Annotated in this window: 24 protein-coding genes and 1 pseudogene; 10 read left to right on the top strand and 15 right to left on the bottom strand. The window is 71.6% G+C overall.

Annotated elements, in window-relative coordinates:
• The first annotated feature begins 5 nt into the window (after window positions 1-5).
• The gene (locus TSO221_RS23415; protein ID WP_109120935.1) at window positions 6-1,160 is read left to right on the top strand and encodes an acyl-CoA dehydrogenase family protein; all 1,155 of its coding nucleotides are present in this window, start codon (window positions 6-8) and stop codon (window positions 1,158-1,160) included.
• Here TSO221_RS23415 and TSO221_RS23410 read toward each other — a convergent pair.
• The 7 genes from TSO221_RS23410 to TSO221_RS23380 form a co-directional block, all read right to left on the bottom strand.
• Window positions 1,132-1,563 carry a RidA family protein gene (locus tag TSO221_RS23410; RefSeq protein ID WP_109120934.1) on the bottom strand — a complete coding sequence of 144 codons (432 nt, stop codon included), beginning with the start codon at window positions 1,561-1,563 and terminating at the stop codon, window positions 1,132-1,134. The two genes, TSO221_RS23415 and TSO221_RS23410, sit on opposite strands and share 29 nt — an antisense overlap.
• A gap of 109 nt (window positions 1,564-1,672) precedes the next feature.
• Window positions 1,673-2,452, bottom strand: coding sequence for an SDR family oxidoreductase (locus TSO221_RS23405; protein ID WP_109120948.1), 780 nt, complete (start codon window positions 2,450-2,452; stop codon window positions 1,673-1,675).
• A complete protein-coding gene (locus tag TSO221_RS23400) occupies window positions 2,431-5,748 on the bottom strand; it encodes an efflux RND transporter permease subunit (protein WP_109120933.1) in 3,318 nt (1,105 codons plus the stop codon). Before TSO221_RS23400 ends, TSO221_RS23405 begins: the two co-directional genes overlap by 22 nt.
• A complete protein-coding gene (locus tag TSO221_RS23395; RefSeq protein WP_109120932.1) occupies window positions 5,745-6,731 on the bottom strand; it encodes an efflux RND transporter periplasmic adaptor subunit in 987 nt (328 codons plus the stop codon). Before TSO221_RS23395 ends, TSO221_RS23400 begins: the two co-directional genes overlap by 4 nt.
• 68 nt (window positions 6,732-6,799) lie before the next feature.
• The gene (locus tag TSO221_RS23390; protein ID WP_109120931.1) at window positions 6,800-7,156 is read right to left on the bottom strand and encodes a carboxymuconolactone decarboxylase family protein; all 357 of its coding nucleotides are present in this window, start codon (window positions 7,154-7,156) and stop codon (window positions 6,800-6,802) included.
• A 15-nt stretch (window positions 7,157-7,171) separates the two neighbouring features.
• A complete protein-coding gene (locus TSO221_RS23385; RefSeq protein WP_109120930.1) occupies window positions 7,172-7,375 on the bottom strand; it encodes a DUF2892 domain-containing protein in 204 nt (67 codons plus the stop codon).
• Window positions 7,372-7,698, bottom strand: a complete 327-nt coding sequence (locus tag TSO221_RS23380) for a metalloregulator ArsR/SmtB family transcription factor (protein ID WP_109120929.1) — start codon at window positions 7,696-7,698, stop codon at window positions 7,372-7,374. Before TSO221_RS23380 ends, TSO221_RS23385 begins: the two co-directional genes overlap by 4 nt.
• Window positions 7,699-7,787: 89 nt before the next feature.
• Here TSO221_RS23380 and TSO221_RS23375 point away from each other — a divergent pair, with 89 nt between their 5' ends.
• The gene (locus tag TSO221_RS23375) at window positions 7,788-8,255 is read left to right on the top strand and encodes a CopD family protein (RefSeq protein ID WP_109120928.1); all 468 of its coding nucleotides are present in this window, start codon (window positions 7,788-7,790) and stop codon (window positions 8,253-8,255) included.
• A 9-nt stretch (window positions 8,256-8,264) separates the two neighbouring features.
• Here TSO221_RS23375 and TSO221_RS23370 read toward each other — a convergent pair whose 3' ends face one another.
• From TSO221_RS23370 to TSO221_RS23345, 6 genes are all read right to left on the bottom strand, one after another.
• The gene (locus TSO221_RS23370) at window positions 8,265-9,206 is read right to left on the bottom strand and encodes a 3-keto-5-aminohexanoate cleavage protein (protein ID WP_109120927.1); all 942 of its coding nucleotides are present in this window, start codon (window positions 9,204-9,206) and stop codon (window positions 8,265-8,267) included.
• Window positions 9,207-9,232: 26 nt separating this feature from the next.
• The gene (locus TSO221_RS23365; RefSeq protein WP_109120926.1) at window positions 9,233-10,006 is read right to left on the bottom strand and encodes an SDR family oxidoreductase; all 774 of its coding nucleotides are present in this window, start codon (window positions 10,004-10,006) and stop codon (window positions 9,233-9,235) included.
• Between the two features lie 31 nt (window positions 10,007-10,037).
• Window positions 10,038-10,976, bottom strand: coding sequence for a 3-hydroxyacyl-CoA dehydrogenase (locus tag TSO221_RS23360; protein WP_109120925.1), 939 nt, complete (start codon window positions 10,974-10,976; stop codon window positions 10,038-10,040).
• A gap of 22 nt (window positions 10,977-10,998) precedes the next feature.
• On the bottom strand, window positions 10,999-13,575 hold the full coding sequence (locus tag TSO221_RS23355; protein WP_109120924.1) for a branched-chain amino acid ABC transporter ATP-binding protein/permease: 2,577 nt from the start codon (window positions 13,573-13,575) through the stop codon (window positions 10,999-11,001).
• A 10-nt stretch (window positions 13,576-13,585) separates the two neighbouring features.
• Window positions 13,586-14,461, bottom strand: a complete 876-nt coding sequence (locus TSO221_RS23350; RefSeq protein ID WP_109120923.1) for a branched-chain amino acid ABC transporter permease — start codon at window positions 14,459-14,461, stop codon at window positions 13,586-13,588.
• Window positions 14,462-14,606: 145 nt separating this feature from the next.
• Entirely contained in the window at window positions 14,607-15,857 is a 1,251-nt protein-coding gene (locus TSO221_RS23345) for an ABC transporter substrate-binding protein (RefSeq protein WP_109120922.1), read from the bottom strand.
• Between the two features lie 222 nt (window positions 15,858-16,079).
• Between TSO221_RS23345 and TSO221_RS23340 the strand changes: the two genes are divergently transcribed.
• Entirely contained in the window at window positions 16,080-16,802 is a 723-nt protein-coding gene (locus tag TSO221_RS23340) for a GntR family transcriptional regulator (RefSeq protein ID WP_109120921.1), read from the top strand.
• 64 nt (window positions 16,803-16,866) lie between these two features.
• Here TSO221_RS23340 and TSO221_RS23335 read toward each other — a convergent pair whose 3' ends face one another.
• Window positions 16,867-17,253, bottom strand: coding sequence for a response regulator (locus TSO221_RS23335; protein WP_109120920.1), 387 nt, complete (start codon window positions 17,251-17,253; stop codon window positions 16,867-16,869).
• A gap of 271 nt (window positions 17,254-17,524) precedes the next feature.
• Here TSO221_RS23335 and TSO221_RS23330 point away from each other — a divergent pair, with 271 nt between their 5' ends.
• Window positions 17,525-17,743 (top strand): hypothetical protein, encoded by a 219-nt coding sequence (locus tag TSO221_RS23330; RefSeq protein WP_109120919.1) that lies wholly within the window; start codon window positions 17,525-17,527, stop codon window positions 17,741-17,743.
• Window positions 17,744-17,774: 31 nt separating this feature from the next.
• Here the strand turns inward: TSO221_RS23330 and TSO221_RS23325 are convergent, their stop codons facing one another.
• Entirely contained in the window at window positions 17,775-18,194 is a 420-nt protein-coding gene (locus TSO221_RS23325; RefSeq protein WP_109120918.1) for a hypothetical protein, read from the bottom strand.
• A gap of 92 nt (window positions 18,195-18,286) precedes the next feature.
• On the opposite strand from TSO221_RS23325, the gene TSO221_RS23320 reads away from it, so the two are divergent.
• From TSO221_RS23320 to TSO221_RS23295, 6 genes and pseudogenes are all read left to right on the top strand, one after another.
• Window positions 18,287-18,652 (top strand): hypothetical protein, encoded by a 366-nt coding sequence (locus tag TSO221_RS23320; protein WP_146208887.1) that lies wholly within the window; start codon window positions 18,287-18,289, stop codon window positions 18,650-18,652.
• Window positions 18,653-18,855: 203 nt separating this feature from the next.
• A complete protein-coding gene (locus TSO221_RS23315) occupies window positions 18,856-19,299 on the top strand; it encodes a DUF2946 family protein (protein ID WP_109120916.1) in 444 nt (147 codons plus the stop codon).
• A gap of 61 nt (window positions 19,300-19,360) precedes the next feature.
• Window positions 19,361-19,897 (top strand): DUF1775 domain-containing protein, encoded by a 537-nt coding sequence (locus tag TSO221_RS23310; RefSeq protein ID WP_109120915.1) that lies wholly within the window; start codon window positions 19,361-19,363, stop codon window positions 19,895-19,897.
• Between the two features lie 18 nt (window positions 19,898-19,915).
• Complete coding sequence (locus TSO221_RS23305; protein WP_109120914.1) at window positions 19,916-20,581, top strand: MotA/TolQ/ExbB proton channel family protein; 666 nt, start codon at window positions 19,916-19,918, stop codon at window positions 20,579-20,581.
• Window positions 20,581-21,045: an ExbD/TolR family protein gene (locus TSO221_RS23300; RefSeq protein WP_109120913.1), complete on the top strand. Its 465-nt coding sequence runs from the start codon at window positions 20,581-20,583 to the stop codon at window positions 21,043-21,045. The genes TSO221_RS23305 and TSO221_RS23300 overlap by 1 nt, the downstream gene beginning before the upstream one ends.
• Window positions 21,046-21,048: 3 nt before the next feature.
• A pseudogene (locus TSO221_RS23295) lies at window positions 21,049-21,342 on the top strand (hypothetical protein); the annotation flags it as partial.

Here is a 21,342-nt window from a genome sequence, read left to right as displayed (position 1 = left end):
GAACCATGCCCGACACATCCTTCCTCTCCTGGCCGTTCTTCGACGACTCCCACCGCCGGCTCGGCAAAGACCTCGACACCTGGGCCATCCGCGAGGCCGCGCCACTGGCGCACGCCGGGGAGCACGACGTGGACGGCGCCTGCCGCGAACTGGTCAGGCGCCTGGGCGACGGCGGCTGGCTGCGCTACGCCGTGCCGGAGCCGGGCGGGCGGCTCGACGTGCGCTCGCTGTGCCTGATCCGCGAGACGCTGGCCCGCCACGCCGGCTTGGCCGACTTCGCCTTCGCCATGCAGGGGCTGGGCACCGGACCAATCACGTTGTTCGGCTCCGGCGCGCTGAAGGACCGCTACCTGCCGCCGGTCCGCGCCGGCCGCGCCATCGCCGCCTTCGCCCTGTCGGAGCCCGAGGCCGGTTCGGACGTCGCCGCCACCGCCACCACCGCCGTCCGCGACGGCGAGTCCTATGTGCTGGACGGCACGAAGACCTGGATCTCCAACGGCGGCATCGCCGACCACTACGTGGTCTTCGCCCGCACCGGCGAGGCGCCGGGTGCCAGGGGCCTGTCCGCCTTCGTGGTCGACGCCGACGCGCCCGGTCTCACCGTCGCCGGGCGCATCGCGGTGATTGCGCCGCACCCGCTGGCGGCGCTGCGCTTCGAGGGCTGCCGGGTGCCTGCCGACCGGTTGATCGGCAATCCTGGGGAGGGGTTCAAGGTCGCGATGGCGACGCTGGACGTCTTCCGCTCGACGGTCGGCGCCGCGGCGCTCGGCTTCGCCCGGCGTGCCCTGGACGAGGCGTGCGCGCGGGCCTCCGGCCGGCCCCTGTTCGGCGGCGTGCTGGCCGACCTGCAGATGACCCAGGCGAAGATCGCCGACATGGCGGTGGAGGTGGACGCGGCGGCGCTGCTGGTCTACCGCGCCGCCTGGACCAAGGACAGCGGGGCGTCCCGCGTCACCCGCGAGGCGGCGATGGCCAAGCTCTACGCCACCGAGGCCGCGCAGCGGGTCATCGACGCCGCCGTGCAGATCTTTGGTGGCCTGGGCGTGACCCGTGGCGAGACGGTCGAGGCGCTGTACCGAGAGATCCGTCCGCTGCGCATCTACGAGGGCGCCTCCGAGGTGCAGAAGATCGTCATCGCCCGCCAGATTCTGGCGGGATGATCGCCGTCGCCTCGATCTCGACGCGTGCCTCGGGCTCGACCAGCGCCACCACCTGGACCAGCGTCATCGCCGGGAAGTGCGTCCCCATCACCTCGCGGTAGGCCTGGCCCAGCGCCCGCAGGCTGGTGCGGTACTCGGCGATGTCGGTGACGTACCAGGTGAGGCGGGCCACGTGCTCCGGCCGCGCCCCGGCCTCTTTCAGCACGGCGACGATGTTGCACAACGCCTGCCGCGCCTGTCCGACGAGGTCCCCGGCCGGAAAGCGCCCGGTCTCGTCCCAGCCGATCTGCCCACCGACCACCACCAGCCGCCCGGTGCCGGCATAGCCGTTGGCGTAGCCCTTGGGCGGCGGCCAGCCCGGCGGCTGGAGCGCCTGCAGGCCGGATTCCGGTGGAGTGCTCATGGCCGCACACTTCCCTGTCTGTTTAAGCTTAAACTATCAGGGCGAGGCCGTGCTGGCCAGTCCGATGACGCCATCACATCGGCCTGTGCTTTAGGCTTAAAGCACAAACTCACATCAGGATCGTCGCCCCGCCGTCGACCACCAGCAGGTGGCCGTTGACGTAGGACGCCGCCGCCGAGGCGAGGAACACCGCCGCCCCGGCGATCTCCTCCGGCCGGCCCCAGCGGCGCATCGGGGTGCGGCCCTCGAAATAGGCGGACAGCTCGGGGTTGCCGACGATCGCGGCGTTGGTCTCGGTGGCGAAGAAGCCCGGGGCGATGCCGTTGCTGGTGATGCCGTGCGCGCCGTACTCGGCGGCCAGCGCGCGCACCATGCCGCTCAGCCCGCCCTTGGCGGTGGCGTAGACCGCGTCGCCCGGCCGCGCCACCTGCCCGGCGATGGAGGTCACCGCGATCAGCCGGCCGGCCTTGCGCGGCAGCATCAGCCGCGCCGCCTCGCGCGCCAGCACCAGCCCGGCCGACAGGTTGACGTGCACCAGCGCGTCGATCTCCGCGTCGGAGAACTCCTGGAGCGGCTTGCGGTTGCGCTGGCCGACGTTCTGCACCAGCACGTCCAGGCATCCGAACTCCGCCTCGATGCGGGCGAAGGCGTTGCGCACCGCCGCACGGTCGGCGATGTCGAAGGCCAGCGCCGACGCCGCCCCGCCGGCGGCCCGGATCGCCTCGGCCTGTGCCTCCAGCCGCTCGGCGTCGCGGCCGTTGAGCAGCACGTGCGCGCCGGACCCGGCCAGCGCACGGGCGATCTCCAGCCCCAGGCCGCGGCCCGAGCCGGTGACCAGGGCGACCTTGCCCTCCAGCGAGAAAGTCCTCAGGTACGGCGGCATCGACATGCGGAATCCGGTGCGGCGGTTGGGCATCCAGCTTTAACAGATGCGCCGCCGCGCAGCACCACGTAGATCGCCGGGATCACCAGCACCGTCAGCAGCGTCGAACTCAGCAGCCCGAACAGCAGCGAGATGGCGAGGCCCTGGAAGATCGGGTCGGTCAGGATGAAGGCCGCGCCGATCATCGCCGCCACGGCGGTCAGCAGGATCGGCTTGAAGCGGATGGATCCCGCCTCCAGGACCGCGTCACGCACGCCCATGCCTTGGGCGCGCAGGTGGCGGATGAAGTCGATCAGCAGGATCGAGTTGCGCACGATGATGCCGGCCAGCGCGATGAAGCCGATCATCGAGGTGGCGGTGAACGCCGCGCCGAACAGCCAGTGGCCGAGCAGGATACCGATCAGCGTCAGCGGCACCGGCACCAGCACCACCAGCGGCAGGGTGAAGCTGCCGAACTGCGCCACCACCAGCAGGTAGATGCCGAGGATCGCCACCGCGAACGCCGCGCCCATGTCGCGGAAGGTCACCCAGGTGATCTCCCACTCGCCGTCCCACAGCAGGCTGGGCCGGCTCTCGTCGTCCGGCTGTCCGTGCAGGAGGATGGCGAGCGACGGGTCGATGGCCTCGAGGCGCTCGTTCACCGCCAGCATGCCGTACACCGGTGCCTCGAAGCGGCCGGCCAGCTCGGCGGTCACCATCTCGGCGAAGCGGCCGTTGTGGCGGAACACGGCGTGCGAGGCCGGCTCGCGCGTGGTGCGCACGAGGTCGCCCAGTTCCACCGTGCCGCGCTTGCCCGGCACCGGGGTGGCCAGGATGCGCTCCGACAGGTGGAGCGCGGCGGTCGGCAGGCGCACCGCGATCTCGACGGGCGTGCGCCCGGCGCCACGGTGCGAGTAGCCGACCGGCACGCCGCCCATCAGCGCCTGCAGGGTGTCGTACACCGCCTGCTCCTCGACGCCGTGGAACTCCAGGCTCTCGCGGTCGAGGGCGATGCGCAGCCGCTCGGCCGGGCGGCGGACGCTGCCGTCCACGTCAACCACGAAGTCGACCTGCCGGAACGCCTCCTCGATCCGCTGCGCGGCGGCGCGGCGCGCCTCCGGCGTCGGGCCGTAGACCTCGGCCAGCAGGGTGGCGAGCACCGGCGGGCCGGGCGGCACCTCGACCACCTTGACCGCCGTGCCGGGCGGCACCGGCACCGCCTTCAGCCGCTCGCGGACGTCCAGCGCGATGGCGTGGCTGGCGCGGCTGCGCGCGGCCTTCGGCGCGAGGTTGACCTGAAGCTCGCCCTGCTCCGGCTGGGCGCGCAGGTAGGTATGGCGCACGAGGCCGTTGAAGTTGAACGGCGCGGCGGTGCCGGCGTAGGCCTGCACGCTGGCCAGCTCCGGCAGGCCGCGCAGCGCCTCGGCGGCGGTCAGCAGGACGCGCCCGGTGTCCTCCAGCGCGGCGCCCTGCGGCAGGTCGACGACGACCTGAAGCTCCGACTTGTTGTCGAAGGGCAGCAGCTTGACGGTGACGTCCTGGCTGGCGAACAGGGTGAGGGAGAGCAGCGTGGCGGCGCCGACCGCCAGCAGGAAGCCCCAGGAGCGGGCACGGCCGGCGACGATGGGCGTGGCGACGCGGAGATAGAGCGCACCGAGCGGCCCTCCCTCGCCTCCGGCGGGGGAGGGAGGGGACCCGTGCGTCAGCACGGGGAGGGTGGGGGCTACGGCCTTTCCGTGACGCCGCTGCCCCCACCCATCCTCCCCCTGCGGAGCAGGGGGAGGGGTCGGATCCTTGCGCAGCGTCACCATCAGCCAGGGCGTCAGCACCATGGCAACGAAGAAGCTGAACAGCATCGCCGCGGAGGCGTTGGCCGGGATCGGGCTCATGTACGGGCCCATCAGGCCGGACACGAACATCATCGGCAGCAGCGCGGCGATCACCGTCAGGGTCGCCACGATGGTCGGGTTGCCGACCTCGGCCACCGCCTCGACCGCCGCCTGGACCTTGGAGCGGCCGTCCTTCATCGCCCAGTGGCGGTCGATGTTCTCGACCACCACGATGGCGTCGTCGACCAGGATGCCGATGGAGAAGATCAGCGCGAACAGGCTGACGCGGTTGATGGTGTAGCCCATCAGCCAGGAGGCGAACATCGTCAGCAGGATCGTCGTCGGGATGACGACCAGCGTCACCGCCCCCTCGCGCCAGCCGATCGCCAGCACGATCAGCGCGACGATGGACAACGTGGCGAGGCCGAGGTGGAACAGCAGCTCATCGGCCTTCTCGTTCGCGGTCTCGCCGTAGTTGCGGGTGACGGCGAGCGTCAGGTCCTTGGGCAGCGCGCCGGCCTGGATGGCGCGCACGCGCTCCAGCACGCGTTCGGCGATCACCACGGCGTTGGCGCCGGCCCGCTTGGCGACGGCGACCGTCACCGCCGGAACCCGCGTCATCCCTCCCCTGCCGTCAGGTGCCAAGTGCCACGCCCGGCTCTCGTCCGGCCGCGCGCCGGCGACGATGCCGGCCACGTCCTTGACGTAGACCGGCCGGCCGTCGTGCGTGGTGATCAGCAGCAGGCCGATGTCGGCCACCCCCTGCAAGGTCTGTCCGGCGACCACGGGCAGGCTGCCGCCGCCCGCGCGCACCGCGCCGACCTGGAAGGAGCGGTTGGCGTTCCTCACCTTGTCGACCAGCTGGTTCAGCGTCACGCCGTACAGCGCCAGCCGCTCCGGGTCCGGTTCGACGCGGATCTGGTCGGGGCGGCCGCCGGCGATGGTGGTCAGGCCGACGTCCTCGACCTTGACCAGCTCGGCCAGCAGCCCGTCGGCGACGGCGCGCAGCGCCGCGGCGTCCCAGCGGTCCGCGGCCTCGGGCCTGGGCGCCAGGGTCAGCGTCAGGATCGCCACGTCGTTGATGCCGCGGCCGACGATCAGCGGCTCCGGGATGCCGAGGGGGATGCGGTTCAGGTTGGCGCGCACCTTCTCGTGCACGCGCAGGATCGCCTCGTCCGACGGGGTGCCGACCTTGAAGCGCGCGGTGACGACGGCGCCGTCGTCCTGCGTCTGGCTGTAGGTGTGCTCGACCCCGTCGATGCCCTTGACGATGGCCTCCAGCGGCTTGGTGACCAGTTCCACCGCGTCGTCGGCCTTCAGGCCGTCGGCCCGCACCTGGATGTCGACCATCGGCACGCTGATCTGCGGCTCCTCCTCGCGCGGCAGGCTGACCAGCGCCACCGCGCCCAGCACCAGCGAGGCGAGCAGCAGCAAGGGCGTCAGCGGCGAGCGGATGAAGGTTCGCGTCAGGTGGCCGGAGAGTCCCAGCCTCATGGCCGCACCAGCACGTCGCCGGGCCTGAGGCCGGACAGGATCTCCAGCCCGCCGGGGCGGTCCTCGATGGCGGGGACGGCGCCGCCGACCTGCACCGGCGCCTCGCGGCCGTCGGCCAGCCGCACGAAGTCGGCGCCCATCCGGCGCTGCACGAGGTCCGGCGGCACCACGACGGCGTCGCGCGTGCCGGTCGCCACGTACACGCGCACCCGTTCCCCGACGAAGAAGTCGCCGAGGGCCGGGACCTCGGCGTCGGCCATCACCTGCCCGCCGGCCATCTCCGGGTAGACCTGCACCACCCGGCCGCGCTTCAGCGCCGCGGGTTCGGTCGCGGCGGCGAGGCCGCGGTCGCCGACCAGCACCGGATCGCCGATGCGGAGGAAGCGGGCGTGCCGCTCCGGCAGGCGCAGGCGCAGCACGTAGGTGTCCAGCGCCAGCGCCGCCACCGGCTCGCCGGGCATGACGACGGCGCCGCCGATCACCTCGACGCGCAGCACGCGGCCGGCGGCGGGGGCCAGCACCTCGCCGTCGCGCAGCTGCTGCTCGACCACCGCACGCTCGGCCTTCATGGCGGCGGCCTGCGCGGTGACCACGTCGAGCGCGGTCTGGGCGTCGTCCAGGCGCTGCTGGGTGCCGGTGCCGCTGGCGCGCAGCGCGCGGGCGCGGGCCAGTTCGGACCCGGCCTGCCGCTGCTGGGCGTCGAGCGAGCGGAGGCGGGCGTCGAGCGCCGCGCGCTGCAACTCCAGCTTCGGGTCGTCGACGGTGGCGAGCACCTGCCCGGCGGCGACGCGGTCGCCCTCGGTGATGCGCAGGGCGGCGACGGTGCCAGCGATGCGGACGCGGGCGCGGGTTTCGTGCACGCTCTCCACCGTGGCGAACACCGCCTTCAGGTCCTCGGTCGGGTGGACCTCGACCGTCAGGCGGTCGGCGGCGTGAGCGGCGGAGGCGAGCAGGGCGAGGAGAAGGACGAGGGGGAGGCGCATGGGAGAAGCTCACTATGGATTCCCTCCCCCGCCGGAGGCGGGAGAGGGTTTCTAAGGAAAAACGAACCTCACATCTCGGCGCGCTTCGCCTCGAACTGGTCGAAGGCCTCCAGCGCCTGGGCGGCGTACATCACCGAGGGGCCGGCGCCCATGTAGACCGCCATGCCCATGGTCTCCAGCACCTCCTCGCGCGAGGCGCCGAGCTTCACGGCGGCCTCGGCGTGGAAGGCGATGCAGCCGTCGCAGCGGGTCGCCACGCCGATGGCCAGCGCGATCAGTTCTTTTGTCTTGGTGTCCAGCGCGTTCGCCTTCAGCGCCGCCTGGGCGATGGCGGAGAAGCCCTTCATCACGTCGGGCGCGCCGCCGCGCAGTTCGCGCACGGCGCCGGTCAGCTCGCCCGCCATCTGCGGCCAGTTCTTGTGCATGTTCGTCTCCTCGGATCAGGCGAAGGCTTGGCCCGGCTTCACGCCGAGCCGCTTGAGGACGATGGCCAGCGGGCAGAAGCCGGTGAACGCGGCCTGGAACAGGTTGGCGCCGACGAAGGCGGCCAGCCACAACCAGCGCGGGTCGTGCAGCTGCGACAGGGCCAGGCTGGCCAGCACGACGGTGCCGGCGAAGGCCATGACGACGCGGTCGATGCTCATGGGGTGCTCTCCTCGGGGTCTCGAATCGGGGTGGTGCAGTAGAGGTCGTGCAGCGTCTCCATCAGCCGCCGCACCTCGTCGCTGGCCAGTGCGTAGAAGATCTGCTGCGAGGCCCGGCGCGTCGTCACCAGCCCCTCCGCCCGCAGCCGGGCGAGGTGCTGCGACAGCGCCGACTGGCTGAGGCCGACCGCCTCCACCAGCCCGCTCACCGGCTGCTCGCCCGCCGCCAGCCGGCAGAGGATGGCGAGCCGGTGCTCGTTCGCCATCGGCTTCAGCAGGGCGGCCGCCGAGCGGCAGTTGCGCGCCAGATCCGTAGAATTCATATTCGCTAAATTAGTATATGCTAAATTGACCGTCAAGAGCGGGCGTGGCAGCATTCCGCCGGAAGGTCGGGGCAGGGCAGGGGGGCGGCATGGCTGCGCTGGTGCTGGCGCTGCACGCGGTGGCGGGCGGCGTCTGGGTGGGCGGGATGTTCTTCGCTTACATGGTCCTGCGGCCGGCCGCGCTCGGCCTGGAGCCGCCGGCGCGGCTGGCGCTGTGGGGCGCGGTGCTCGGGCGCTTCTTCGCCTGGGTGTGGGGGTTCGTCGCGGTGCTGGCGGTGAGCGGGGGATTGCTGATCGAGCTGCAGTTCGCCGGCCGCCTCGCCGGGCTGTGGCACGTCCACGTCATGATGACGCTGGGGACGGTGATGTTCCTGCTGTTCGGCTGGCTGGTGGCGCGGCCGTACCGCCGGCTGCGCGCCGCGCTGGCTCAGGGGGACCTGCCCGGCGCTGCGCTGGGCCTGGCCGGGGTGCGGCGGATCGTCGGGATCAACCTGACGCTGGGGCTGATCGTGCTGGCCGCCGCGGCCGGCGGGCGGCTGGTGCCGCTCGCCGGGTAGGGATCGGCGTCAGAAATTCACGTCGTCGCCGCCCTTGAGGGCCAGCAGCTGCCGTGCCTCCTCCGGCGTCGCGACCTCCAGCGACAGGCCTTCGATCACCTTGCGGATGGTCTTGACCTGCTCGGCGTTGGACTGGGCGAGACGGCCGGGGCCGGACCACAGGCTGTCCTCCAGCCCGACGCGGACGTTGCCGCCCATGGCCAGCGACTGCGCGGCAATCGGCATCTGGTTGCGCCCGGCGCCGAGCACCGACCAGACGTACTGGTCGCCGAACAGCCGGTCGGCGGTGCGCTTCATGTGCAGCACGTCCTCCGGGTGCGGGCCGATGCCGCCCAGGATGCCGAACACCGTCTGCACGAACAGCGGCGGCGTCACCAGCTTGCGGTCGAGGAAGTGGGCGAGGTTGTAGAGGTGCGCGGTGTCGTAGCACTCGAACTCGAACCGGGTGCCGTTGCCCGAGCAGGTCTGCACGATGTACTCGATGTCCTTGAAGGTGTTCTTGAACACCACGTCACGGCTGCCCTCGAGGTAGGCCGGCTCCCAGTCGTGCTTCCAGTCCTGGTAGCGGCCCAGCATCGGGAACAGGCCGAAGTTCATCGAGCCCATGTTGAGCGACGCCACCTCCGGCTTGAAGGTGGCGGCGGGGCGCAGGCGTTCCTCCACCGTCATGGTGGGCGCGCCGCCGCTGGTCAGGTTGATGACCGCGGCGGTGCTCTGCTTGATGCGCGGCAGGAACTTGGAAAACAGCGCCGGGTCCTGGCTGGGGCGGCCGGTCTCGGGGTCGCGGGCGTGCAGGTGGATGACGGTGGCGCCGGCTTCGGCCGCGCCGATGGCGGCCTCGGCGATCTCGTCGGCGGTCACCGGCAGGTGCGGCGACATGGTCGGCGTGTGGATGCCGCCGGTGACCGCGCAGGTGACGATCACCTTGCGGCCGGGCTTCTTGCTGGTCATGGGTGCCTTTCCTTCCCTTTTGCGTCTCAGAGCGCCGTGAGGTTGCCGCACACGCTGACCGCCTGCCCGCTGATGTTGCGGCCGGCGGTCGAGCACAGGAACAGCGCGGTGTTGGCGATGTCCTCGGCCGTCACCATGCGTTTCAGCGACGCCTTGTCGCGGTATTCCGCCTCCATCGCGTCGTAGGAGACGCCGAGCGTGTCGGCGCGGGCCGAGATCACCGCCTCGATGCGCGGGCCCTGGACGACGCCGGGCTGGATGGCGTTGACGCGGATGCCGTGCTCGCCCAGCTCGATGGCGAGGCTCTTGACCATGCCGACGACCGCCCACTTCGCCGCCGCGTAGGGCAGCCGGTAGGCGTAGCCGAGCCGCCCAGCCACCGACGACAGCGCGACGATGGAGGCGTCCTGCGAGCGCTTCAGCAGCGGCACCGCGCGGTGCAGGCAGAAGAAGTGGCTGTCCAGGTTGACGGCGATGGTGCGGTGCCACTCGGCGTCGGAGATCTCCTCCACCGGCTTGGTCGGGCCGGCGATGCCGGCGTTGTTGACCAGGATGTCCAGGGCGCCCCAGTCGGCCTCGATCGCGTCGAACAGCCCGTCGACCTGCGCGCGCTCGGCAACGTCGGTGCGGGTGGCGCGGTGTTCCGGGTGCGCCTCGCGGAAGTCGGCCAGCGCATCGTCGGCGATGTCGCAGACGTGCACCTTGGCGCCCGCGGCGATGAAGCCGTCGGCGATGGCCCGCCCGATCCCGGCCGCCCCGGCGGTGACCAGCACCCGCCGGCCGGCAAGGCCGAAATCCATTCCCTGTGCTCCCAGCATCTCGTTCCCTCCGTTAGTCCTTCGCCGCCGCGGCCTTCTTGTGCGCCACCAGGGCCATCAGCCGGCGGTCGCGCCACGCCTGCCGCTCGCCCAGCCGGCCGGCGGGCAGGGCGGCGCGGCGTTCCGCGTCGATCGTCTGTACCACGGAATGGCGCCAGCCGCAGGGCGGCAGCGGTTCGGCCGCCAGCCGGTCGTAGAAGCCGCCGTAGCGGGCACCGTAGTCCGCCACCCCCTGCGGCGCGTTGAGGTCGATGGTCTCGAACGGCCCCATGAAGGACCAGCGCAGGCCGAGGCCGTCGCGCACCGTCTTGTCCAGGTCCTCGGCCGAGACGTAGCCGTGCGCCACCAGCTTCAACGCCTCGTTCAGCAGGGCCCCCTGCAGCCGGTTCAGCACGAAGCCCTCGACCTCCTTCTGCACGGTGATCGGCACCTGCCCGACTTGTTCGTGGAGCGCGCGGGCGCGGGCGACCACGTCGTCGGAGGTCCAGGGCGTGCGGCACAGCTCGACCAGCGGCACGAGGTGCGGCGGGTTGACCGGATGCGCCACCAGACAGCGCGCCCGCCCGGCCAGTCCCTCGGTGAAGGCGGAGCCGGGGATCGCCGAGGTCGAGCTGGCCAAGATGGCATCCGGCCGGGCCAGCGCGTCCATGGCGGCGAACACCGCGCGCTTGAGGTCGCGGTCTTCCGGCAGGTTCTCCTGCACGTAGTCGGCGTCGGCGACCGCGCCGGCGAGGTCGCCGGCCATGGCGATCCGCGCCAGCACCACGTCCGGCGCCTCGTCCAGCAGGCCGGCGCCGCGCAGGTCGCGCAGGCTGTCGCCGATGATGCCCAGCGCCGTGCGGGCGGCGTCCGGCGCGGCGTCGGTCAGGCGCACGGCGCAGCCGGCGCGCGCGAAGACGATGGCCCAGGCGCGGCCGATCAGGCCGGCGCCGACGATGCCGACGGTGGTCATGCTTTCCTCCCGATGGTTCTTCTCACAGCCACAGCACCCGCCGCCGCAGGTCGAGGTCTTCCAAGAGCGGCCGGCTGGGGCCGGTGTGCACCACCCGGCCGCGCTCCAGCACGTAGGTCCGGTCGGACAGCGCCAGGACGAGGTCGAGGTTGTGGTCGACGATGATGATGGAGATCTCGCGGCGCAGCCGGTCGAAGACCTCGAACAGCTCCTCGGTCACGGCGGGCGACAGGCCCTCGAACGGCTCGTCCAGCAGCAGGACGCGGACATCCCCATGCAGCGCGCGGGCCACCGCCACCATCTGCTGCTCGCCGCCCGACAGGTAGTCGGCGGGAGTGTCGAGCCGGGCCTTGAGGCGCGGGAAGAATTCGAAGATGCGCTCCTCGTCCCAATGGATGCCGTTGCCGGTGCGCCGGCGCAGCCGGCCGAGCATCAGGTTCTCCGCCACCGTCATCCCGGCGAACAGCCCGCGTCCCTGCGGCACGTAGCCGACGCCGAGCTTCGCGATCTCCGGCGCGCTGAGGCCCATGAGGTCCCGCCCGGCGAAGTCCAGCCGCCCCGACGACGGTGGCGCCACGCCGATGATGCCCTTCAGCAGGGTCGACTTGCCCGCCCCGTTGCGGCCGAGCAGCGCAACGATCTCGCCCTGCTTCACCTCCATCGACACGCCGTCGATGATGTGGCTCTTGCCGTAGTGGACGTTGAGGCCCTCGACACCCAGCACCATCCCGCCGGTCGCGGCAGCCTCGATGCGCGGGCGGGCGGCGATGGCGGCGGTGCCGGAGCCGATGTAGACCTCCTGCACCCGCGCGTCGGTGCGCGCGTCCTCGACCGTGCCGTCGACCAGCACGCGGCCCTGGTTCATCACCGTCACCGCGTCGGCGAAGCCGAAGACGCGGTCGATGTCGTGCTCGACGATCAGCACCGGGATGTGCTGGGAAATCCGCTGGATCAGGCCGGAGATTCGCTCGCGCTCCGCCGCCGCCAGCCCGGCCAGCGGCTCGTCCAGCAGCAGGATCGAGGGCTTGGAGGCCAGCGCCAGCCCCATGTCGACCAGCCGCTGCCCGCCGTAGGACAGGCTGCCGGCCAGCGCGTGCTCCGTCCCGGTCAGGCCCATGAAGTCGATCACCGCCCGCGTCTCGGCGTTGATGGCGGCGAAGCGGAGGGCCGGAATCCACGGGTTGCGCCGCGCCGCGTGACGGGCCTGGGCGGCGAGGCGGATGTTCTCCTCCACCGTCAGCCCGGGGAACAGGTTGGTGATCTGGAACGAGCGCGCCAGCCCCGCCTGGCAGATGGCGTGCGGCCCCAGGCCGGATACCGTCCGCCCGCCGAGCGTCACCCGTCCCAGGTCGGGGCGGAACATGCCGGAGATCAGGTTGAACACCGTCGTCTTGCCGGCGCCGTTCGGGCCGATCAGCGCGTGGATGGTGCGGTCCTTCACCGCGAACGACACCCCGGCCACCGCCTGGATGCCGCCGAAGCTCTTGGAGATGCCGTCGCAGACCAGCGCGGTGCTCCCGGACGCCGCCTGCTCGATGAAGGGCGGCACGCCGGCCGCCGCACCCCGCGCCGACACGCGGTTGGCCATGGCCCCCGCCTCGTCCGGCGCCCTGCGGATCAGGCCCAGCACCCGCGCGCCGATGCCGACCAGCCCGGCCGGCGAGAACAGGATGAAGCCGACGAACAGCAGGCCGAAGTAGAGCAGCCAGTTCTCCGTCCAGATCGACAGGAACTCGCGGAACAGGATGAAGAACACCACCCCCAGCGCCGGGCCCAGGAAGCTGCGCATGCCGCCGATCACCACCATGGCCAGCAGTTCGCCCGAGAAGGCGACGCTGGTCGGGTCGGCCGAGGCGAAGCGCTGGTTCAGCACGAACAGCGACCCCGCGAAGCCCGTCACCATGGCCGACAGCACGAACGCCACCAGCTTGTAGCCGCGCGTGTCGTAGCCGATGAAGCCGGCGCGCTGCTCGTTCTCGCGGATCGCCACCAGCGTGCGGCCGAGCGGCGACTGCACCACCCGCCACAGCAGCCACACCGCACCGAAGGCCAGCACGCCCACCGTCGCGTAGAAGGCGGCGCGGTTGTCCAGGTCGAGGCCGAACGGCGCCGGCCGCTGGATGCCGCCCAGCCCGCTCTCGCCGCCGGTCAGGGCGGTCCAGCGAAAGGATATGGCGTAGGTCATCGCGGTGAAGGCCAGCGTCATCAGCGAGAAGTAGACGCCGCGCCGCCGCAGGAAGAAGAAGCCCAGCACCACCGCCAGGACGCCGACGACCAACACCGCGCCGGCCACCGGCAGCGCGAAGCCCCTGGGTGCTGCGTTCAGCTGGATCAGCGCCGCGGCGTAGGCGCCGATGCCCATCCAGGCGCCGTGCCCGAAGGACACCAGCCCGGTGGTGCCGACCAGCAGGTTCAGCCCCATGGCGGCGACCGCGTAGATCACGCAGTCGGTGGCCGAGGTCAGCGTCATCCCCGCCGCCTCGAACAGGAAGGGCAACGCCAGGATGCCGAGCGCCGCCACCAGCGGCGGCGACGGCCTCCAGGCGGTCCAGGGCGCCGGGGCGGGGTGGGCGGTGCGCGGGAGGGCGGGGGAGGTCATGCGTCGGCCCTCACTCGAACTTCTGGATGCGCTCGCCCAGCAGGCCGCGTGGGCGCAGCAGCAGGACCAGCAGCATCAGCAGGTACATGGACGCCTCGGCGGCCGGCGGCATGTAGTAGACGGCCAGACCCCGCACCACGCCGACCAGCATGGCGGCCAGCACCACGCCCCAGAAGCTGCCCAGGCCGCCGATCACCACCACGACGAAGGCGGCGGTGATGATCTCCGTCCCCATCGCCGGGTGGACGCCGGCGATCGGCGCCAGCAGCACGCCGGCCAGCCCCGCCAGCCCGATGCCGATGGCGACGACGATGGTCATCACCGGCGCCAGCGAGATGCCGAGCACCGCCACCATGTCCGGGTTCTGCACGCCGGCGCGCACCACGCGGCCGAAGGAGGTCTTGTTGAACAGCAGCCACGTCAGCACCACCGCCGTCGCCGCCACGCCCAGCATGGCCAGCCGGTAGTAGGAGTAGATGAAGTCGCCGAGGAACAGCTGCCCCTTGAGGAACGCCGGGATCTGGAAGGGCAGGGGTGCGGCGCCCCAGACGATGCGGATCACCTGCTCGATCACCATGGCGAGCCCGAAGGTGAGCAGCAGGCTGAGGATCGGGTCGGAGCGGTAGAAGCGCTTGAGCATCGTGCGCTCCAGCGCGACGCCGAGCAGCGCCACCAGCACCGGCGACAGCGCGAAGGCGCCGAGGAAGCCCAGCCGCTTCTCGACCTCGATGGCGAAGTAGGCGCCCAGCGCATAGAAGGCGCCGTGCGCGAGGTTGACGACCCCGCCCAGGCTGAAGATCAGCGACAGCCCCAGCGCGATCAGCAGGTAGTACGCGCTGACCACCAGCCCGTTCAGCACCTGCTCGACGATGAAGACGAGTTCCAACGGGGGACTCCTTAAACTCCCCTCCCTCGCCCCCGGCGGGGGAGGGAAGGGGCCCGCGAAGCGGGAAGGGGGGGGCTACGGCCTGCTCGAGAGGCCGCTGCCCCCACCCAACCCTCCCCCAGCGGAGCTGGGGGAGGGCTTTTTGCTAAGCCGGGAACGTGCAGGCGTTCTCTTCCCTGGTCGGCGCGATGATCTCCAGGTCCTGCCCGCCCGCCGGCACCGCGGGGCCGAGGGCCAGGATGTCCCACTTGTCCTTCTGCTGGTTCTTCGCCTTCGGCCGGATCGAGTACATCTCGGCGATCAGCTGGTGGTCCCAGTTGCGGAAATAGCCCTCGCGTCCCTTCATCACGTCAAACTTGGCGCCGGATTCCAGGTGCTTGACCAGCGCGGTGCTGTCGGTCGACTTGGTCTCCGCCATCGCCTGCGCCAGCACCTTGACGCTGAGATAGTCGCCCCACGCCTGGTTCTCCGGGGGCTTGCCCCAGCGCTTGGTGAAGGCGTCGGTGAATTTCTGCGCGCTCGGCGAGGCCACGGTGTGGTGCCAGATGCACGGCCAGATGCCGGCGAAGGAGTCCGGCGCACCCCACGCCGCCGCGGTGTCGAAGCCGCCGCCGGCGATCGGGAAGGGCAGGTTGTACTCGCTGTACTGCTTGATGAAGTTGGTGATCTGGTTGCCGGCGAGGTTCGACACCACCAGGTCCGGCCGCGCCTGCCGGATCTTCAGGATGAAGGGGCTGAAGTCGGTGGCGTCGGTCGGCACCAGCTCGTCGCCGACGAAGCTGCCGCCGTTCTCCTGCGCGAACTTCTTGGTCACCCGCAAGAGGTCGTGGCCGAAGGCGTAGTCGGCGGTCAGGCCGAACCACTTCTTGCCCTTCACCATGTTCTCCAGCAGCAGCGCCTGTCCCACCGCCTTCACGTACATCGTGTTGGCGCCCTCGATGTGGAACATGTACTTGTTGCAGGACTTGCCGCGCAGCTCATCCGAATTGCAGCCGGTCTGGATGAACAGCGTCCTGTTGCGCCCCGCCACCTGCGAGATCGACAGGCCCGAGGCCGAGCTGATCTCGCCCAGGATGGCGGCGACCTTCTCGCGCTCGATCATGCGCTCGGCCTTGGTGGCGGCGGTGGAGGGGTTGACGCTGTCCTCGGCCAGCAGCTCCAGTTTCCGTCCGAGCACGCCGCCCGCCGCGTTCACCTCCTCCACCGCCAGCGTCACGCCCATCACCGCGTATTCGCCCAGTGGCCCGAGGAAGCCGGTGCGCGGCGTCAGGTGGCCGATGCGGATGACGTCGGACTGGCCATAGACGATGGCCGGCGCGCCGATGGCCGACAGCGCGGCGATGCCAGCGCCCGATTTCAGCACGGCGCGGCGGGTGAAATGCCCTCGGGTGCTCATGGTCGTCTCTCCTCCCTGGTTTTCGGTGGAGCGCGCCGGCCTCGCTTCTCGGCGTTCTGGTGGTCCGGGGCGCCGTCGGATGATCGGTGATGGGGTCGGTTGCGGACTCCTTTGGAGTTCGGCGCGGCGAAGACGCTTGCGATCGCTGCGATATGTGATCACAGTTGCAGGGAACGGCCGGGCCGTCAAGATGTTCGAAGGGCGGATTATCCGTACGCAAAGATGCCCGCTGAAGCCACCACCGCCATCGCCTCGCCCGCCATCGCCTCATTGGGCAAGGTCGACCGCGAGACCATGTCGGGCCGGGTATACCGCGACCTGCGCAACCTCATCATGGCCGGGCAGGTGTGCCCGGGCGAGCGGTTGTCGATCCGCACGGTGGCCGGGGCGCTGGGCACCAGCATGATGCCGGTGCGCGACGCCATCGCGCGGCTGGCGGCGGAGCAGGCGCTGGAGGTGCTGCCCAACCGCACGGTGCGCGTGCCGATCCTGACCCGCCGCCGTTTCCAGGAACTGCGCACCATCCGCCTGATGCTGGAGGGCCACGCCACGGCGGTGGCGGCGGAGCGGGTGACGCCACCGGCGCTGGACGAAATCCGCGCCCTGCACGCCGCCTTCACCGCGGAGCACGCGCACGCCGAGCCCGACGCCGGCCGGCTGATCGCCATCAACAAGGACTTCCACTTCCGCATCTACGAGGCGGCGGAGATGCCGGCGCTGATGCAGATCATCGAGGGGCTGTGGCTGCAGATCGGCCCGGTGTTGAACTTCGACCTGCGCAGCAAGTCGCGCCGGCTGTCCGACCGGGTGGCGCTGCGCTACCACCAGGGCATGCTGGACGGGCTGGAAGCGCGCGACGGCGCCGCCGCGCGCGCCGCCCTGGCCGGCGACATCACCACCGCCGGCGACTTCATCCTGGCCTGCGACGCGCTGCTGGACGAGTGAAGCGGCCCGCGCTCCGTCCCCGATCCGCCGTCCCCCGCCCGCCGTCCGTCGCGGGACGGCAGGGTCACGACGCCGCGCGGGGCGTCGCCGAACGCTCGATCTGCGAGACGGTGAACAGCAGCTCGTAGGGGGTGAGCGGCTTGCACAGGCGGTACCAGCCGTTCGCCTGGATCTTGCTCTTCACGGCCGGCGAGGCGTCGCCGGTGATCACGTACACCGGCACGCGGCCCTTGATCTCGCGCAGCGCCTCCGGAACCGCTTCCAGCGCCGTCTGCTGGCCGAGGTGGAAGTCGCAGAGCAGCGCGTCGGGCTGGATGCCCCAGGCCGCGATCTTCTCCGCCAGTTCGTTGCCGTTCTCGGCCGCGATGGCCCGGTGCCCCGAGGCCTGGAGCAACATCTCGGTGCTCGTGCGGATCAGCGCGTCGTCTTCGATCAATGCCAGGGTCGCCATGGGTCCGTTCCAGCAGGGGAGGTCTCTCGCCGACACAACAGGCCGTGGGCCGCTGTGTTACGAATATGGTATACCAGATCCCAGACTGGTTTGAATAGAACTTTCGAAGGAGGTTGGGCGAAATTATCCGTCCAACAGGGTGCCCCTCCCGCCGTACGCCCAGGACGCCCCAGGACACCGCGGAATCGCGGGCGCTTGACGTGGCTCATGGCCGCGGAGGCCTTCGGGTGGGAGGATGGCCGGGCACACAAGACGCTACAGGTCGCCTGTCATGGCTTCGATCATCTTCCTCGCCAGCGTCCGCGAGGCCCGCCGCCAAGGGCGGACCGCTCCCACGCTCCCCGACCTTTCCGGCGACATGGCGCACGCGGCCGATGAACTGCTCGACCTCATCGTCCGGCTGGACATGCGCGGCGAGGGAAGCCGGCCGCTGATGGAGGCGGTGGACTGGCTGCGCGCCCGCGCCGCCGGCCCGGCGCCCGAGTCCTGATCCGGAGTCCTGATCCGAACCCAGACCCCGGTCAGCCGCCGCGAAAGCCCTGCAGCCGCTCCGCCGGGATCGGCGGCAACGGGGGGGTCGCGCGCGCCGTCCGGATCACGTCCGCGATGAAGGCGCGGTAGGGATCCTCCGCGTCCTCCGGCGGGTCGCGCTGCTCCACCGGGCCGCCGTAGTCGGTGTCGTCCTGGACGAAGTGCGCGTACTCGCCCTGGGGGAGCTGCGGGCAGAGGAGGGCAGCGTGATGCCCGTCCTCCACCTCGCCGACGTGGCGGTTCGCCCGCACCAGCCGGAAGCGTCCCTCCGCGTCCGGCGCGGCGAGAAGCTTCAGCCCGTGCTGCACCGTGGTCTTGTCCTGCGCGTTCCAGCGCACGTCCTGCTCGAAGGCGGAGCGCGGGTAGATGGCCTCCACGCTGCGCGGGTCGTTGATGTTCGCGGTGTCCATGGTGCGCCTCCCGTGTGTCCGGTGAAGGACAAACCACGCCGCCGCCGGCGCGGTTCCCCCCGGCGCGGCGCGGGCGCGAATGGGGGTAGCGCATGCCGCCGGCCCGCCCGGCCTGTTTTCCATGCATGCCGGACGCGCCGCTCACCTGCACGTATCTGATCAAGCTCGGCGGACGGGTGGTGAGGGTCTCCGTCACCTCCCAGCTGACCCGGCCCGTCGTCGTCCACTTCCGGGTCGAGCCGGTCGAGGATGCCGGCGCCTGCCGGCCCATCGTCGCGACGTGGAGCCAGGGCGCCTGGAACGTCTTCGAGGGCGCAGAAGGCACCGATCCGCGGCCTATCCTCGGATTCGCGGTCGAACAGGGTTATCCGGTATGCGCGCCCTGTCCGCGCGACCTGCGGGTGGTCAAGAGCTTTCTGACCCAGCTGGCGCAGACCCCGGCGCTGTGGCAGCGGTGATCGCTGAAGCGGCTTTCCGGACAGCCCGGCCGGTGCCGGCCTGGGGGCGGCGGCTTGACGCAACGGGCAACTCGACAAGGCACCCGGCCCATGCGTATGAGTGGCAAAGTCCCCGCTTGACCTTGGACAATTACCGGGCGGGATGCATGTTGCTAGGGATGGGGCCGAATCGTCTTCTCCAAGCCGCCGAGTAACGCCGCCGCATGACCGACCGCCACCGTTCCCGCACCGCACCGACCGGAAGGACCGCACCCCGCGCATCCGACCTCGGGCGCGTGCTGCTGGCGTGGCTGGCGGTGCTGGCGGTGGTGGTGCAGACCACCGTCCCGGACTTCGCCATGGCGGCCCGCCGCGCCGCCCAACAGCGGGCGGACATCGCGACCGCGCATCACGTTCAGCACGGCCTCCACGGCGACCGCCAGGGGCAACCGGAGGCGCCGGCCCCCGCCAGCCACGAGCACGAACAGCTCTGCGCGTTCTGCCTGGCGCTCGGCACGCACGGGCTGGAGGCGGCGCCGGACGACGCGCTGCCCGTACCGGTGGCGTACGGGGCGGCGGTGCTGCCGACCGAGGCGGGCATCCGTCCGCAGCCGTTCTTCCTGACCGGGCACAACCCGCGTGCCCCGCCGCTTCCGCAACAGGTCTGATCGTTTTCAGCCGGGCGCGCCACGGGTGCGTCCGCCCGATCCCCTGTTCCGGAGCCCATTCATGAACCGCATCCACGCCCTGGCGCTCGGCGCCGGGTTCCTGTGCCTGGCCGCGACGGCCGGCACCGCGTCCGCGCACGTCGTCCTGGAGACCCGCGAGGCCCCGGCCGGCAGCTACTACAAGGCCGTGCTCAAGGTCGGCCACGGCTGCGACGGCGCCGCCACCACCGCCATCCGCGTCCGCCTGCCCGTCGGCGCCGTCAACGCCAAGCCGATGCCGAAGCCCGGCTGGTCCCTGGCGACCAAGGAGGGCGAGTACGCCCAGGCCTACGAGTCGCACGGCCGCACCATCACCCACGGCGTCACCGAGATCGCCTGGACCGGCGGCAGCCTGCCGGACGCCTGGTACGACGAGTTCACCTTCCAGGTCGTGCTGCCGAAGAAGCCGGCCGGCACGGTGCTGTACTTCCCCGTCGTGCAGGAGTGCGAGAAGGGCGCGCACCGCTGGATCGAGATCCCCGAGGCCGGCAAGACCGCCGCCGACTACCGCGAGCCGGCCCCCGGCCTGACCCTCATCGAGAAGCCGCAGGGCCGCTGAGCCCCGGAGGGGAAACCCATGCCGAACCATGACCTGTCGGTCGTCGGCCTGTTCCTGGCCGCCGACCCGGTGGTGAAGGGCGTGATGGTGCTGCTGCTGCTCGCCTCGGCGGCGTGCTGGGCCATCGTGCTGGAGAAGACGGTGGTGCTGGCCCGCGCCAACGCGCAGGCGCGCCGCTTCGAGACGGCCGTCGCCGACGGCGGCGGCTTCGAGGAGGCGGACGGGCCGGGCCTGCCCGCCGCCATCCTCGCCGCCGGCCGCCACGAGTGGCACGACCACGACGCGAACGAGACCCGCGCCGAACTGCGCGAGCGGCTGGAGCGCGCCATGCGCGTCGCCCTGCTGGAGGAGCTGCGCCGCCTCGACGCGCACCTGCCGGTGCTCGCCACCGTCGGGTCCTCGGCGCCGTTCGTCGGGCTGTTCGGCACGGTGTGGGGCATCATGCACAGCTTCACCTCGATCGCCGCGTCCAACGACACCAGCCTCGCCGTGGTGGCGCCCGGCATCGCCGAGGCGCTGTTCGCCACCGCCATCGGGCTGGTCGCCGCCATCCCGGCGGTGGTCGCCTACAACAAGCTGACCAGCGACCTCGGCCGGCTGTCGCAGCGCCTGTCGGTCGCCGTCGGCCGGCTCGCCGGGCACATGGTGCGCACGCGGGCCCGCCACCTGAAGGCGGCCGAGTGATGGGCGCGGCGCCGATGGGCTCCGGGTCCGGCGGCGGGCTGGAGGACGAGTTCTCCTACCGCCCGGTCGCCGAGATCAACGTCACGCCGTTCATCGACGTGATGCTGGTGCTGCTGGTCATCTTCATGGTGGCGGCGCCGCTGATGATGGTCGGCGTGCCGGTGCAGCTGCCGAAGACCGCGGCGCAGAAGGTCAGCCAGCCGCGCCAGCCGGTCGTCGTCAGCGTCGACCGCGACGGCCGCGTCTTCCTGCGCGACGCGGAGCTGGCGCCGGCCGACGTCGGGCCGCGGCTGTCGGCGCTCGCCAGGGAGGATCCCGACGCGGTGGTATACGTGCGCGGTGACCGCTTGCTCAGCTACGGTCGGGTCATGGAGGTGATGGGGCAGGTGAGCCAGGCCGGCTTCGCCCGCGTCTCGCTGATGGCCGAGGGCCCGGCTGCGCCCGCCGCGGGGAAGGCGCCCTGAGCCATGGGCTGGGTTCGACGCCGCTGGGCGCAGGTCCTCTCGGTCGCGGTGCACGCCGGCCTGATCGCCGCGCTGGTGGCGGGCTACGAGCCCGTGCCGCCGGCGCCCGCCGCCGTGCGCGTCGAGATCGACCTGACGCAGCCGCCGGCCCCGGAGCCGGCTGCCCCTGAACCGGCACCGCCTGAACCGGCGGCCGAGGCGCCGCCACCGCCGGAGCCCCTGCCGGAACCGCCTCCACCCGAGCCGGCGCCGGTCGTCGCCGATCTGCCGCCACCCGAACCGCCTCCGGTTCCGGAC

Source organism: Azospirillum sp. TSO22-1, assembly GCF_003116015.1.
In the GTDB taxonomy this organism is placed as follows: Bacteria; Pseudomonadota; Alphaproteobacteria; order Azospirillales; family Azospirillaceae; genus Azospirillum.
Note: the sequence above shows the minus strand (reverse complement) of the source record. Positions and strands in the feature narration are given on the sequence as shown.